The sequence below is a fragment of the Burkholderia sp. HAN2018 genome (genome assembly GCF_024704855.1).
Lineage (GTDB): Bacteria > Pseudomonadota > Gammaproteobacteria > Burkholderiales > Burkholderiaceae > Burkholderia > Burkholderia cepacia.
Genome location: NZ_QOBB01000189.1, coordinates 1 through 14,377 on the forward strand (window position 1 = coordinate 1; position 14,377 = coordinate 14,377).

The window sequence follows — 14,377 nt, forward strand, 5'->3', positions numbered from 1 at the left end:
GACGTCGGGCCGCTGGTAGTCGGGGCCGACCGTGCAGCCGGCGAGGGCGGCGGCGAGCGCAACGGCGGTGGCGGAGACGGCGGCGGGCCGCCGGCGGATGCGCATCGCGATCACGACTTCGCCTCCGCGGCGCTCGATGCCGGCTTCGCGGCCGGCGCCGAGACGATCACCTGATCGCCGTTGGCGAGCGCGTCGCTCGGGTTCGTGACGAGACGGTCGTTCGGCGTGAGCGGGCCGTCGACTTCGAGCGTCTGCCCGATCGTGCGCACGACCGTCACCTGTTTCAGGCGCACCTGGCCGTTCGCATCGACCGTCGCGACCGTCGGGCCTTCGGCGCGGAACAGCAGCGTATTGGCCGGCACCTGCAGGCGGCCGACCGGCGTCATCGGCAACGTGGCCTGCACGTAGGCCCCGGGCAGCAGCCGCCCGTCCGGGTTCGGCAGCGTGATCTCGATCTGCAGCGAGCGCGTCGCGACGTCGATCGCCTCGGACGTGCGCGTGATCGTCCCGTCGAACGTCCGGCCCGGCAGCTCGGCCTGTGCGACGCTCACGTGCTGGCCGACCTTCACCTGCTGCGCGTACGCCTGCGGCACCTGCACGTAGAGGCGCAGCCGGTCGGCCTGCACGACCGTGAACAGCGAACGGCCCGCATTGCCGGAGCTGACGAGATCGCCGACGTCGACGTTGCGCTGCGTGACGATCCCGTCGATCGGCGCGACGATCCGCTGGAAGCCTTTCAGCTCGGTGAGGCGGCGCATGTTCGCGTCGGCCGCGGCGAGGTTCGCGGTGCCCTGGTTGAACGCGCCTTGCCGGTCGTCGAGTTCCTGCTGCGAGACGGCATCGCGCTGGCGCAACTGCTGCGCGCGGTCGAACGACGTCTTCGCGAGCGCGAGCGCGGCTTGCGCTTGCTGGCGCTGCGCGGTGGCCTGCGCGAGTTCCTGGTTCAGCTCGGGCGTGTCGAGTTCGGCGAGCACCTGGCCCTGCTTCACGTGCGCGCCGATGTCGGCCTGCCAGCGCAGCACGTAGCCGCTCGCGCGTGCATAGATCGGCGCCTCGACGAAGCCGCGCAGCGTGCCGGGCAGCGACAGCTTGCCGCCGGTGGCCGCATCGACCGGATGCGCGATGGTCACGTACTGGCGCGTGTTCTGCTCGGCGACCGTGTCGAGCCGGTTGCGGTTCAGCACGTTGACGACGATCGTGCGCGCGGCGCCGGCGGCCAGCAGCACGCCGATCACGATCAGGACGATGCGTCCGCGTCGCGACACCGACGTGCGTGTCGGCAGGTGCATGCCGTGTTCGTCCACCTGGATGCCGACGGCGCTGTGATGTTTCTCTTCCATGAATTCAACCAATTCAACCGGGTAGTGGGACGAAAGGGGACGAAAGTCAGTGTCCGGCCTGGCGCGCGCGCCGGCGGGCCAGCCGCGCATGCACGCCGCCGAACACGAGCGGCACGAACAGCAGCGTCGAAACGGTCGCGAACAGCAGCCCGCCGATCACCGCGCGGCCCAGCGGCGCGTTCTGCTCGGCGCCTTCGCCGAGACCGAGCGCCATCGGCACCATCCCGATGATCATCGCGAGCGCCGTCATCAGCACCGGCCGGATCCGTGTCGCGCCGGCCTCCAGCGCGGCCGTGAGCGGCGGCGCGCCCGCTTCGAGACGCTGGCGCGCGAACGACACGACCAGGATGCTGTTCGCGGTCGCGACGCCCACCGTCATGATCGCGCCCGTCAGCGCGGGCACGCTCAGGTGCGTGCCGGTGATGAACAGCATCCACACGATGCCGGCGAGCGCGGCCGGCATCGCGCTGATGATGATCAGCGGGTCGAGCCACGACTGGAAATTGACGACGATCAGCAGGTAGACGAGCACGATCGCCATCGCGACGCCCGCGCCGAGGCCGAGGTACGACGTGCGCATCGTCTCGATCTGGCCGCGCATCGTCAGCTCGGTGCCGCGCGGCAGCGTCGCGCGCGCGTCCGACACGATGCGGTCGATCTCGCCCGCGACCGCGCCGAGGTCGCGGCCCTCGACGCTTACGTACACGTCGATCGCCGGGCGGATGTTGTAGTGCGTGATCACGGCCGGGTTCGCGGTGCTGCGCACCTGCACGAGGTTGCCGAGCAGTTGCAGCGGCATGCCGGTGCGGCCGCTCGCCGAGATCGGCGTGCCGAGCAGGTCGTCGACCGACGAGATGTTGTATTGCGGCGTCTGGATCTGCAGCGGGTACTGGACGCCGGTGCGCGGGTTGATCCAGAACGACGGCGTCGTCTGCGAGCTGCCGGACAGGGAGATCAGCATGTTCTGCGCCACGTTCTGCGCGGAGAGATTGAGCTGCTGCATGCGCGTACGGTCCATGTCGGCCAGCAGGGTCGGCTCGTCGTTGCGTTGCAGCACGTGCACGTCGACGGCGCCGGGGATTTGCCTGAACTTTTTCATCAGGCTGCTCGCGATAGTCATGTTACTCGCGAGATCGTTGCCGAGCACCTGCAGGTCGATCGCGGCCGGTTGGCCGAAGTTGAGGATCTGCGTGATGATGTCCGACGGCTGGAAGAAGAACTCGACGCCCGGGAAGCGCTCGGGCAGCACCGTGCGCAGTGCCTGCACGTAGTGCTGGGTCGCGCGGTGGCCGGGCTTCAGCGCGATCAGCAGCTCGCCGTCGAGCGTGCCGATCGTGCCGGCGTTGCTGTACGACAGGTTGATGCCGCTCACCGGCAGGCCGAGGTTGTCGACGATCGCGCCGAGCTCGTCGGGCGGCACGGTTTCGCGGATCACGCGCTCGACCTGGTCGGCGAGGCGCGCGGTTTCCTCGATCCGGTAACCGGTCGGCGCGCGCATGTGCAGGCGGATGTTGCCCGAATCGGCGTTCGGGAAGAAGTCGCGGCCGAGCACGAACACGAGGCCGGTCGACAGCACGCAGAAGCCGAGGAAGCACGTCGCGTAGAAGCGGCGGCGTACCAGCAGGATGCTGAGCAGCACGATGTACCACGCGCGCAGCCGCTCGAACGCTTCGTTGAACGCGTGATGGATGCGTGCGAAGCGCGACGTCGAACGATCCGGGCCGGCGCTCGCCTGCTGCGGGCGGAACAGCAGCATCGCGAGCGTCGGCACCAGCGTGCGCGACAGCACGTACGACGCGAGCATCGCGAACACGACGGCTTCCGCGAGCGGCACGAACAGGAAACGCGCGACGCCCGTGAGGAAGAACATCGGCACGAACACGATGCAGATGCACAGCGTCGACACGAACGCGGGCACCGCGATCTCGCCGGCGCCTTCGAGGATCGCGTCATGCAGGTTCGTGCCGAGGTGCAGGTGCCGCTCGATGTTCTCGATCGTCACCGTCGCATCGTCGACCAGGATCCCGACCGCGAGCGCGAGCCCGCCGAGCGTCATGATGTTGATGGTCTCGCCGAGCGCGGACAGCGCGATCAGCGACGTGAAGATCGACAGCGGAATCGAGATCGCGATGATCAGCGTGCTGCGCCAGTTGCCGAGGAACAGCAGGATCATCATCGCGGTCAGCACGGCGGCGATCAGCGCTTCGTGGATCACGCCCTGGACGGCCGCGTCGACGAACACCGACTGGTCGAACAGCGGCGTGATCGTGAGCCCTTCGGGCAGTGTCGGGATCACCTTCGGCAGCAGCGCCTTCAGGTCCGACACGACCTTGAGCGTCGACGCGTCGCCGCTTTTCAGGATCGAGATGAGCACGCCGCGCTGGCCGTTCTGGCGCACGACGTTGGTCTGTGGCGCGAAGCCGTCGCGTACCGATGCGACCTCGCGCAGATAGGTCGTCGCGCCGTTGACGGTCTGGACCGGCAGGTTGTTGATGTCGGCGACCGTATCGGCCGACGCGTTGGTGTCGATCCGGTATTCGGTCTGGCCCATCTTCGCGGTGCCGGTCGGCAGCACGAGGTTCTGAGCGTTGACCGCGTTGACGATGTCGGCGGGCGTGAGCCCCTTCGCGAGCAGCGCCTGCGGATCGAGGTCGATCGCGACCACGCGCGTGCGGCCGCCGTACGGGAACGGGATCTGCACGCCCGGCACCGTGATCAGCTGCGGGCGCAGGAAGTTGAGCGCGATGTCGGCGAGCGACTGTTCGCTGAGCGTCTTGCTCGACAGCCCGAGCTGGATCACCGGGATGCTCGAGGCCGAATAGGTGATCACGAGCGGCGGCGTCGCGCCCTGCGGCATCTGCCGCACGATCGCCTGCGCGGACGAGACCGTCTGCGCGATCGCCGTCTGCACGTTCGCGCCCGGCTGCAGGAACACCTTCACGACCGCGATGCCGGGCAGCGACGTCGATTCGACGTGCTGGATGTTGTTGACGGTCGTCGTCAGGATCCGTTCATGCACGGACGTGATGCGGTTCGTCATCTCCGTCGCGGAGAAGCCGCTGTAATTCCAGATGACGCTGATCACGGGGATGTTGATCGCGGGCAGCACGTCGACCGGCGTGCGCATCAGCGCAAGCGGGGTGGCCAGCACGATCATGATGGCCATGACGATGAACGTGTAGGGGCGCCTGAGCGCAAGATTGACGATCCACATAGAGGCAGCGGGACAGGCGGTGATCAGGCGTCGGTGAAGGGAACCCGCATGATAGGCGTCGGCGTGGAACGGGTTACTGTCGCGAAACTGGCGGAATTGTCAGGTTGCGGCGGGGCGGCCCGGCGCCGATTCGGCAGAGGAAACGCCGCGCGGCGCGCCGGCCACAAAACGGTCGCGATACCGGACGGGTCGGCTGCGCCTGCGGCGGTTCCGCTCATGGGCCCGCGCTCAGATCTGCTCCATCCCGACACGCGCGAGCGCACCGAGGTCGACGACGTCGATCTGGTTGTACGCGAGCCGCAGCACGCCGAGTTTCTCGAGCTGCTGCAGCGCCTGGTTGATCCGCTGCCGCGACACGCCGACGAGCATCCCCAGTTCCTCCTGCGAGATCGACAGCGACGGGCCGGTGTCCGGGTACAGGTCGGGATTGAACAGCTGCGCGAGCGACTGCGCGACGCGTGCGTCGACGTCCAGCAGCCGGCTGTTCTGGATCGACGCGATGAATTCGCCCATCCGGTTGTTCAACTGATGAATCACGAAGCGCGTGAACGGCAGGCTCGTGTCGAGCAGCGCGTGGAACGTGTCGACCGGCACGAACAGCACGGTCGAGCGCTGGATCGCGACGACCTCGTACTTGCGCAGCTCGCGCTTGATCACGCTGCCTTCGCCGAACCAGCCGCCCGACGGCACGCCGGAGAACGTGCAGCCGCGCCCCGACGCGTTGAAGATCGCGAGCTTCAGCAGCCCGCGATGCACGCCGATCCAGTATTCGGACGGCGCGAGCCGATGGGCGATCACGTCGCCGGCCTCGCACTGCTCGACGCGCGATTGCGCGAGCACGAGCGCCCGGTGTTCGGGCGCGAGCGTGCGGAACCACGCGCACTGGCCGAACAGCGTGGACAGCGCCGGCAGCGGACCCGGTGCGGAAAGGGCGTCGGCCGGGTGGGCAGGCGCGTCGGGCGGGGCGGCGAGAGGGTCGTGCATGGGTGCGGGTTTGCGAGGATAGGGATAACGCGCAGCGCGGGAAAGGCACTCTGTCGTTTCGATGACAGACGGCTCACAATAGCGCCCGTTAGGCTGTCGGCAATTGAACCACATCAAAACGATCCGGGGTGGAAGCGCCCCGGTCGACAGAACACGGGAGACAGGATCATGACGCAGATGTTCGAGGCCGGACTCGGCCGCCGCGACGCCAATTACGTGCCGCTCACCCCGATCGACTTCCTGGTCAGGACGGCCGAAGTCTACGGCGAGCGCCTTGCGATCGTGCACGGCGACGTGCGGCGCACCTGGGGCGAGACCTACACGCGCGCGAAGCAGCTGGCGAGCGCGCTCGCGCGGCTCGGCGTCGGCCGCGGCGACACGGTCGCGGCGATGCTGCCGAACATCCCGGCGATGGTCGAGGCGCACTTCGGCGTGCCGATGGCCGGCGCTGTGCTGAACACGATCAACACGCGGCTCGACGTGTCGTCGGTGCTGTTCATGCTGCGCCACGGCGAGGCGAAGGTGCTGATCGTCGACACCGAGTATGCGGAATTCGCGCATCGCGCGGCGCTCGAGGTGCCGGGCCTGAAGATCGTCAGCGTGGCCGATGCGATGCCGGCGGACCCTGCGCGCTTCGCGGGCGCGACCGACTACGAGGCGCTCGTGGCAAGCGGCGACGCCGACTACGCGTGGACTCCGCCCGCCGACGAATGGGACGCGATCGCGCTGAACTACACGTCCGGTACGACCGGCGATCCGAAGGGCGTCGTCTACCACCATCGCGGCGCGTATCTCGCGGCGATCAGCAACATCCTCGAATGGGACATGCCGAAGCATGCCGTCTACCTGTGGACGCTGCCGATGTTCCACTGCAACGGCTGGTGCTTCCCGTGGGCCGTCGCGGCGCGCGCGGGCGTGAACGTCTGCCTGCGCAAGTTCGACGCGAAGACGGTGTTCGACCTGATTCGCCGCGAACGCATCACGCACTACTGCGGCGCGCCGATCGTGCAGAGCGCGATCGCGAACGCGCCGGCCGAATTCCGCGCCGGCATCGACCACACGGTGCACGCGATGGTGGCGGGCGCGGCGCCCGCGCCGGCCGTGATCGCGAAGATGAAGGAGATCGGCTTCGACCTGCTGCACGTGTACGGGCTGACCGAGGTCTACGGCCCGGCGACCGTGTGCGCGAAGCAGGCGCATTGGGAGGAACTGCCCGATGAGGAGCGTGCGCGGCTCAATGCGCGCCAGGGCGTGCGCTACCACCTGGAAGCGGGCGCGACGGTGCTCGATCCCGACACGATGGCGCCGGTGCCGGCCGACGGCGAGACGCTCGGCGAGATCATGTTCCGCGGCAACATCTGCATGAAGGGCTACCTGAAGAACCCGAAGGCGACCGACGACGCGTTCCACGGCGGCTGGTTCCATACCGGCGATCTCGCGGTGCTGACGCCGGACGGCTATATCCGGATCAAGGATCGCAAGAAGGACATCATCATCTCGGGCGGCGAGAACATCTCGAGCATCGAGGTCGAGGATGCGCTGTACCGGCATCCGGCCGTGGCGGTCGCCGCCGTCGTCGCGATGCCCGACCCGAAATGGGGCGAGGTGCCGTGCGCGTTCGTCGAGCTGCGCGAAGGCGCGAGCGCGACCGAAGCGGAGATCGTCGCGCATTGCCGGCAGTTGCTCGCGGGCTTCAAGGTGCCGAAGGTCGTGCGGTTCGGCGAGCTGCCGAAGACGTCGACCGGCAAGATCCAGAAATTCCAGCTGCGCAACGCGGTCGGCTCGGACAAGGCGATCGACCTGGCGGGCGACAAGAAGTAGGCGAGCCGCCCGGCCCTGGCCGATCGTCCGTCTGCGGTCATGCGTTCCGCTCGAGGCGGAACACGCTGACCGCATCGGCCAGCTGCGCGGCCTGGTCGCGCAGCGCGACGGCCGCGCGTTCGGCGTCCGAGATCAGCGAGGCATTCCGCTGCGTCGCGTCGCCGATCTGCGTGACGGCCAGGTTCACCTGTTCGATGCCGGTCGATTGTTCGCGCGACGCGGCGCTGATCTCGCCGATCAGCGTGCTGACCTGGTCGACGCGCGCGACGATGTCGCGCATCGTGCCGCGCGCGGCGTCCGCGATCCGGTAACCCTGTTCGACGGTCGTCGACGATTCGGCGCTCAGCGCGTCGATCTCCTTCACGGCAGCCGCGCTGCGCTGCGCGAGCGTGCGCACCTCGGCCGCGACCACCGCGAAGCCCTTGCCGTGTTCGCCCGCGCGCGCGGCCTCGACGGCCGCGTTCAGCGCCAGGATGTTGGTCTGGAACGCGATGCCCTCGATCGTGCCCGTGATCTCGGCGATCCGGCGTGTTGCGCGGCCGATGTCGTCCATCGTCGCGACCACGCGCTGCACCGCGGCGTCGCCGTTCGTCGCGGCGGCCGACGCGTGGGCGACCAGCGCGTTGGCCTGCGCCGCGTGCTCGGCGCTCTGCTGCACGGCGGCGGTGATCTGTTCCATGCTGGCCGCGGTCTGTTCGACGCTGCTCGCCTGCGTCGCGATCCGCGCGGCCATGTCGCCGCTGCCGGCCGCGATGTCGACCGTGCCGCGTGCGATGTCGGCCGAGCTGTTGCGCACCTGCTCGACGATCCGGGCGAGGCCGTCGCCGATCCCGTCGACGGCCTGTACGAGCCGGCCGATCTCGTCATTGCCGGCGTGGCTCGCGTGGCCGCGCATGGCTGCGTCATCGCGGATGCGCACGCTGAGATCGCCCGCCGCATAACGCTCGGAGGCGCGTGCCGCCGCATCGAGCGGCCGGCTCACGACACGGCGGACCACGATGACGAACAGCGTCGCGAACGCCGCGACGAGCAACGCGCCGATCATCAGGAAGCGGTTGCGGGTGGCGCGCATGCCGGCGAGCAGTTCGTCGTCGAGCGCGATGCCGCCGACGAGCCACTGCCACTGCGGAATCGTCGTGAACGACACGAATTTCGCGGTGGGCCCGCTGTCGTGCGCGGCCGGATCGGTCGACGTGTATGCGAGCTGTCCCGCGCCGGCCGCGAGCATCTGCGCGTACGGCGCGCGCGTGTCGTCGGCAGGCGCGCCGGCCGCATCGGGATGCACGACGAAGGTGCCGCGCGACGGGCCCTGCGATGCGTCGAGCACGAAGTAATAGCCGTTGCTGCCGATCTTCAGCGAGCGGATGCCGTCCTCGACGAGCTTGAGTTCGGCGCTGATGTCGAGGCCGACGAACAGCGCGCCGATCACGCGGCCGGTCGCATCGGTCACCGGCTTGTATTGCGTGATGTACGGCCGCCCGAACAGCTTCGCGAGGCCCGTGTACACGCGTCCGGCGACGAGCGGGGCGTACGCGGGGCCCGCACGGTCGAGCTTCGTGCCGACGGCGCGCGCGCCGTCCTGCTTCTTCAGCGATGTCGTGATGCGCACGAAATCGTCGCCGTCGCGCGCGAAGATCGTCGCGATCGCGCCGCTTTTCTTCAGGAACTGGTCGGGAATCGAATAGTCGAGGTCGAGCGGCTGGCCGCCCGCGAGGAGCGTCGGCGCGGCGACGCCGCCGATGTCGACGGTGCGCGCCGGGTCGATCGAGAACTCGGCCGGCAGGAAGCTCGCGAACAGCGACATCGAGCGATCGGCTTCGGCGGTCAGCGCCTTGTCGAACAGGTCGACCATCGCGCGGATCGACTGCTCGTTGTCGGCGATCCGCAGGTGCGCCTCTTCGGCGAGTTGCCGGCCGGCGAAATGGGCGAGCGTCCATGCGAACACGGTAAACAGCAGGGCGACGAGCGCGCACGCCAGCGCGGCAAGACGCGCGCCGACGCTCACCCGGCCCAATTGGGTCAATCTCATGAAACTTCCTGAGTGGGGAGGGAGAGGGGCGGAACGCACGCGTCACCGCTGATCGACCTTAATACGGCAGCAGCGGCGAATTCTTTAGCGGCGCGTCGTCGATGGCGACGCCGGCAGGTGCGGCGGGAACGCGGGTGTCAGTGCGTGACGAGCCACGCGACGGCCAGGTAACGGCCGACCTTCGCGATCGTCACGATCGCGAGAAAGCTCGGCAGCGGCTCGCGCAGCACGCCGGCGATCATCGTCAGCGGATCGCCGATCACGGGCGCCCAGCTGAGCAGCAGCGACCAGCGGCCGTAGCGCGCATACCAGCGCTCGGCGCGTGCGAGCGCGGCGGGCTTGACGGGAAACCAGCGGCGCGCGCGGAAGTGCTCGATGCCGCGCCCGAGCGCCCAGTTGATCGCGGAGCCGGCGACGTTGCCGACGCTCGCGACGAGCACCAGCGCCCATACGGGTTCGCGCCCGGCGAGCAGCAGGCCGGCGAGCACGGCTTCGGACTGGAGCGGGAACAGGGTCGCGGCGACCATCGACACGGCGAACAGGCCGCCGTAAGTGAGCAATTCGGACATCGCGCGATTGTACCGGGCGCATGCCGGCCGCCGCGGGTCATGCGGTCACGCGGTCACGAGGCCATGCGGTCACGGGCCCGACAGGTCATGCGGTATCGGCCGTGCCGAACAGCAGGTGCGAGATCATCGATTTGTCGACCGGTTCGTCGTTGAGCGTGCTCGCGAGCAGTTCGCCCGCGAGCTGCTGCGGCGAAAACACCATGTCGGGCTTCAACAGGCGCAGCCGTTCGAGGTTGCGCTGCTGGTTCACGAGCGCGACCGTGCGGACCGACGGCGCGATCTCGCGGATCGCGAGGATGATGAACGCGTTCTCGGCGTCGTCGGAGCGCAGCGCGAGCACCGCGCGCGCGGTCGCCGCGCCGGCGCTTTCCAGCACCGCATGGTCGGTCGCGTCGCCGACGATCAGGTCGGTCGCCGCCGCGTAGTTGTGCTCGACGCCGGCCGGCACGACGACGGTCACCGCGTAACCGCGCTTGCGCAGCCCGTCGTGTACCGCATGCGCGACGGGCGTCGCGCCGACGATCAGGAAATGATGCTTGCGGATCACGTTCGAAATGCCTCCCTTGACGATCCGTTTCAGATTGCCGCCGATCACGGGGCCGACGACGGCGCTGATCGACGTCGCGAACACCGTGATGCCGAGCACGATCACCGAGGCGGTGAACAGGCGCGCGGTCGGCGCGTGCGGAACGATGTCGCCGTAGCCGACCGTCGACATCGACACGATCGAGAAATAGACGGCGGTGGCGAGGTCGTGGACGGGCGGCGTGAATTCGTCGCCGAGATACAGCACGCCGAAGGTGGCGTAGATCAGCAGCGACACGATGCTCAGCAACGCGAACAGGCTGCTCGCGGCGATGCTCGCGCGGTCGAAATGCCGCCAGTAATAAAGCAGCGCGACGACCAGCACGGCCGTGTAGGCGAACACGCCGTGGCTCGGATAGCCGCCGAGCGCGCTGAGCGCGGCGGCCGCGACCAGCAGCAGGATCGACAGCACCCACGCGACGCGCGCACGCAGCAAGATGCCGATGGCCATGGTCGCGAGGCCGGCCGCGATCACGACCTGCGGCAGCACGACGAGCCCCGCGTTGTCGACGAGGTTCAGCGCATCGGCAAGCCACGCACCGTGGCGGCCGAGCTTCGCGTTGTCGACGACCGGGCGCAGCACCATCAGTGCATCGAGCGCGAGGAGAAGGGCGAGATACCAATGCAGGCCGATCGGCGCGAACAGGCGCCGCAGGCGGGTAGTGACGTGCTTCATTCAGTCGCCCGGCAGGCCGGGCATGTCCAACGAACCAGGCGCTACCCTAAAGCATTCCGCGATCGGCTGCTTTTTCGCGGGGCCCGGCGGCGGTGGCGACAACGCGCGCAGCGGCGGCCGTTCAGTTCCAGCCGGCCATGATCGCGCCCATCCCGACGAGCAGCCCGCCCGTGACGCGGTTCATCGCGCGCATCCGCGCGGGCCGCTGCAGTGCGCGGCTCAGCCGGTGCGAGAACAGCGCCATCGACGCGACGCCGCCCGCGAACAGCACCGCGAAGGTCGCCGAGAGCAGCAGGAACTGCTGGTTCAGGCTCCAGTCGGCGTCCGGGACGATGAACTGCGGGAAGAACGACGGGAAGAACAGCAGCGTTTTCGGATTCAGCCCCGAGGTCGCCAGGCCGCGCCAGAACAGCGCGCGGTGCGAGTCGGTCTCCGGCGTTGCCGCTCCGGCGGGGCCGGCCGCGGTGGCGGGCGCGCCGGCCGGCGCGCGGCTGAGCCATTGCTTGCAGCCGAGCCAGACGAGGTAGGCTGCGCCGGCCCAGCGCAGCACGGTCAGCGCGCGCTCGTCGAGATGCACGAGCGAATTCAGGCACAGCGCGGTCAGCGCGAGTTGCATCAGCACGGCGAGCGTGCCGCCCCAGACGCACGGCAGCGCGCGGCGCCATCCGGCGCGCAGCGCGTGGTTCATGGTGAGGAGGTTGACGGGGCCGGGAGCGTAGACGAGAACGGCGGAAGCAGCGAGAAACGAGAGGTAAAGCCTGAACGACATGACGGGTAGGGCAGGAACAGGAACACGGGCGCCGAAGCCGCGCGGCCGGATAGGCGCGCGGGCGGCGGGGAATCGCATGCCTGCTGGCCGGCACCGCAACTCGTGATTGCGGCCGTGCGTCCCGCTGCGAAGGGGTTGTCGCGGGGAGCGTGCCGGACAACAGGCATGGGGAAAATATATCAAGGGGCCGGATTAAAAGGCTTCCGCATTTCCACACAAACCGACACAAATCCGGAATGTCGTTCAGATAGAATCGCGCTTTTCAGTAGAAGATTCTTCCTGCCATGGCCACACGTGAACGCTCGCCGAAAACGCTCGACAGCCAGGACCGCAAGATCCTGGGTGCACTGCAGAAAAATGCGCGCCTGTCGAACGCCGAACTGGCCGAACAGATCGGCATGTCGACCACCGCGTGCTGGAACCGCACACGGCAACTCGAGGTGGACGGCTACATCGACGGTTATGTCGCGCTCGTCAACCAGCGGAAGCTGGGCTATGCGGACATCGTGATCCTCGAAGTCACGCTCGATCGCCACGAGGACGACGCGCTCGCCCGCTTCGGCGAGGAACTCGCCGCGCTGCCCGAAGTGCTCGAGGCGTATCTGGTGTCGGGCGAGTACGACTACTGGATCAAGGTCGCGGTGGACGGCACGGCCGGCTACGAGCGCTTCCTGCGCGAAAAGCTGTACAAGATTTCGAGCATCCGTCACAGCCGCTCGATGTTTGCACTGCGCTGCATGAAGGACGTGCCGTCGATTCAGGTGTGAGGAAGGCAGGGGTGAGATGCGGCCGTCGTTGAAACGACGGCGCTTGTGGCTGCGCGTATGCGCGCAGAAAGCCGGCAATCGCGCGGGGGATAAGCCGCGCGGCGCGGTTCGGTACCGCGGCCGGCAACGCGGATGAATCTTCCGTCCGCGATGGTCCGGACTACCCACGTGCTGGCTGGATAACGGCTGCCCGCCCGGGCAACCGTCAGACAGAACCGCGCCGAAGCCGATTCGATACCGCGTCGACGCGGATTGCCGCCGGCATCGGCTTCAAAGCGACCTCGACACGCTCCCGACACCGGGAGCGCATTCAACCGGGGCAACTCTTGCCGGTTTCCACGTTGTTTGCCGCGCCAGGCGTTGCCGGGTGCCGCGGCCTTGTGGCGCGCATCCGGGCAAGCGGATCAGGACGGCATCGTGCGGCCGGCTGTTGGCCGGTCGTACCGCTCAGCGCGGCAGGCGTGCGTGTGCTTCAGCGATGACTTCGCAGGTCTCGAGGTGGAGTGCCCAAGCTTCTGCAATCAGCTCGCCCACACGTGCGAGCCAGCCAGCGGATTCGGTGGAACGGTCGGAGACATTAGACGTTTGCATGACGAAGCCCCATATAGGTGGCGAGTTAGGGATAACCCTAATCATAGCGAAACGCCTCCGCCTTGTGAAATGCGATTTCGTTATATGAGAATTACTGACAATTTGTGTTGCTGCTTCGCAACATGAATATCGGGTGCCTTGGCGCGGCCGTGCTGGCGCGACGAGGCCGTGCCGGCACGGCCTCGCATCGAACAAAAGAGGGGGATTCGGGCGCTGCGGAGGATGGCGGAAGCGGGCGTCGGCTTACGGGCCGATCCACCCGAACCGCCACGACAGCCGCCGCGTCGCGGCGAGCAACGCCTGCGCGAGATCGCTGTCCGGCCCGCGCGGGAAGCCGCGCGACGAACCGATGATCGCGATCACGAGCCGGATGCTGCCGGTGTGATCGAACACGGGCGCGGCGACCGTCCCGATGCCCGGCACCGGCGCGTCGAACGCGAAATCGAGCGCGTCCGCGCGGATCGTCGCGAGCCGCGCCCGGAAAGCGTCGTCGGTCGGCGGGGCGATGCGGCCCGCGAGGCGCACGGGCTCGTCGGCGAGCAGGTCGGCCAGCACGTCGTCGGACATGCCGGCCGCGAAAATCCGGCCGATCGCCGTATTGACGAGCGACATCACGGTGCCGACCTGAAGGCTCACGTGCTGCGGCCGCGCCGATTCCTCGAGGCGGATCACCGTCGGGCCGAGCGGCCCGAGCGTCGCGGCCGCCACGCTCATGTCGGTCGCGCCGGCCAGCGCGACGATCTCGGCTTCCGCGTCGCGCGTCGGCGACACGCGCTGCATCGCGATCAGGCCGAGCGCCTGCCCGAGCGGGCCGCCGCCGAAGCAGCCGGTGTCGTCGCGGCTCAGCAGGCCGATCTTCTGCAGGCTGACGAGATGCGGAAAAGCCTTCGCGGCCGGCATGCCGGCCGCCGCCGCGAGATCGCGCAGCGGCAGCGCGCGGCCCGCCGACACCAGCGCGAGCAGCAGCTTGCCGGTGCTGTCGAGCGCGTTGATCCCGCGCTGCGCCTTCGCATCGTCGGCCAGCGCGGGCGG

At 68.5% G+C, this 14,377-nt stretch carries 10 protein-coding genes; 2 read left to right on the plus strand and 8 right to left on the minus strand.

The annotated features are described in order from the left end of the window. Positions 1-110: 110 nt before the first annotated feature. From DPV74_RS31655 to DPV74_RS31665, 3 genes are all read right to left on the minus strand, one after another. On the minus strand, positions 111-1,340 hold the full coding sequence (locus DPV74_RS31655) for an efflux RND transporter periplasmic adaptor subunit (protein ID WP_059694979.1): 1,230 nt from the start codon (positions 1,338-1,340) through the stop codon (positions 111-113). Positions 1,341-1,386: 46 nt separating this feature from the next. Beyond that, positions 1,387-4,554, minus strand: coding sequence for an efflux RND transporter permease subunit (locus DPV74_RS31660; RefSeq protein ID WP_119338612.1), 3,168 nt, complete (start codon positions 4,552-4,554; stop codon positions 1,387-1,389). A 228-nt stretch (positions 4,555-4,782) separates the two neighbouring features. Next, positions 4,783-5,538: a Crp/Fnr family transcriptional regulator gene (locus DPV74_RS31665; RefSeq protein ID WP_162923189.1), complete on the minus strand. Its 756-nt coding sequence runs from the start codon at positions 5,536-5,538 to the stop codon at positions 4,783-4,785. A 168-nt stretch (positions 5,539-5,706) separates the two neighbouring features. Here DPV74_RS31665 and DPV74_RS31670 point away from each other — a divergent pair, with 168 nt between their 5' ends. Then, positions 5,707-7,359, plus strand: a complete 1,653-nt coding sequence (locus tag DPV74_RS31670; RefSeq protein WP_059694975.1) for an acyl-CoA synthetase — start codon at positions 5,707-5,709, stop codon at positions 7,357-7,359. 37 nt (positions 7,360-7,396) lie between these two features. On the opposite strand, the gene DPV74_RS31675 is transcribed toward DPV74_RS31670, so the two are convergent. From DPV74_RS31675 to DPV74_RS31690, 4 genes are all read right to left on the minus strand, one after another. Then, complete coding sequence (locus tag DPV74_RS31675; protein ID WP_119338613.1) at positions 7,397-9,388, minus strand: methyl-accepting chemotaxis protein; 1,992 nt, start codon at positions 9,386-9,388, stop codon at positions 7,397-7,399. A 137-nt stretch (positions 9,389-9,525) separates the two neighbouring features. After that, positions 9,526-9,957: a YqaA family protein gene (locus tag DPV74_RS31680; RefSeq protein WP_027791496.1), complete on the minus strand. Its 432-nt coding sequence runs from the start codon at positions 9,955-9,957 to the stop codon at positions 9,526-9,528. Positions 9,958-10,042: 85 nt separating this feature from the next. After that, the gene (gene kch, locus DPV74_RS31685) at positions 10,043-11,218 is read right to left on the minus strand and encodes a voltage-gated potassium channel protein (RefSeq protein WP_119338614.1); all 1,176 of its coding nucleotides are present in this window, start codon (positions 11,216-11,218) and stop codon (positions 10,043-10,045) included. A 121-nt stretch (positions 11,219-11,339) separates the two neighbouring features. Continuing rightward, positions 11,340-11,987, minus strand: a complete 648-nt coding sequence (locus tag DPV74_RS31690) for a LysE family translocator (RefSeq protein ID WP_119338615.1) — start codon at positions 11,985-11,987, stop codon at positions 11,340-11,342. Positions 11,988-12,271: 284 nt separating this feature from the next. Here DPV74_RS31690 and DPV74_RS31695 point away from each other — a divergent pair, with 284 nt between their 5' ends. Next, a complete protein-coding gene (locus DPV74_RS31695) occupies positions 12,272-12,754 on the plus strand; it encodes an Lrp/AsnC family transcriptional regulator (protein WP_021159229.1) in 483 nt (160 codons plus the stop codon). Positions 12,755-13,588: 834 nt separating this feature from the next. On the opposite strand, the gene DPV74_RS31700 is transcribed toward DPV74_RS31695, so the two are convergent. Next, on the minus strand, positions 13,589-14,377 hold a 789-nt coding region (locus DPV74_RS31700), incomplete at its 5' end, for an IclR family transcriptional regulator (RefSeq protein WP_162923190.1).

What these genes read in the sequence shown, in the direction of transcription:
- DPV74_RS31660 (WP_119338612.1), bottom strand. Translation starts at nt 4,554, where the DNA reads ATGTGGATCGTCAATCTTGCGCTCAGGCGCCCCTACACGTTCATCGTC.
- DPV74_RS31665 (WP_162923189.1), bottom strand. Translation starts at nt 5,538, where the DNA reads ATGCACGACCCTCTCGCCGCCCCGCCCGACGCGCCTGCCCACCCGGCC.
- DPV74_RS31655 (WP_059694979.1), bottom strand. Translation starts at nt 1,340, where the DNA reads ATGGAAGAGAAACATCACAGCGCCGTCGGCATCCAGGTGGACGAACAC.
- DPV74_RS31680 (WP_027791496.1), bottom strand. Translation starts at nt 9,957, where the DNA reads ATGTCCGAATTGCTCACTTACGGCGGCCTGTTCGCCGTGTCGATGGTC.
- DPV74_RS31695 (WP_021159229.1), top strand. Translation starts at nt 12,272, where the DNA reads ATGGCCACACGTGAACGCTCGCCGAAAACGCTCGACAGCCAGGACCGC.
- kch (WP_119338614.1), bottom strand. Translation starts at nt 11,218, where the DNA reads ATGAAGCACGTCACTACCCGCCTGCGGCGCCTGTTCGCGCCGATCGGC.
- DPV74_RS31670 (WP_059694975.1), top strand. Translation starts at nt 5,707, where the DNA reads ATGACGCAGATGTTCGAGGCCGGACTCGGCCGCCGCGACGCCAATTAC.
- DPV74_RS31675 (WP_119338613.1), bottom strand. Translation starts at nt 9,388, where the DNA reads ATGAGATTGACCCAATTGGGCCGGGTGAGCGTCGGCGCGCGTCTTGCC.
- DPV74_RS31690 (WP_119338615.1), bottom strand. Translation starts at nt 11,987, where the DNA reads ATGTCGTTCAGGCTTTACCTCTCGTTTCTCGCTGCTTCCGCCGTTCTC.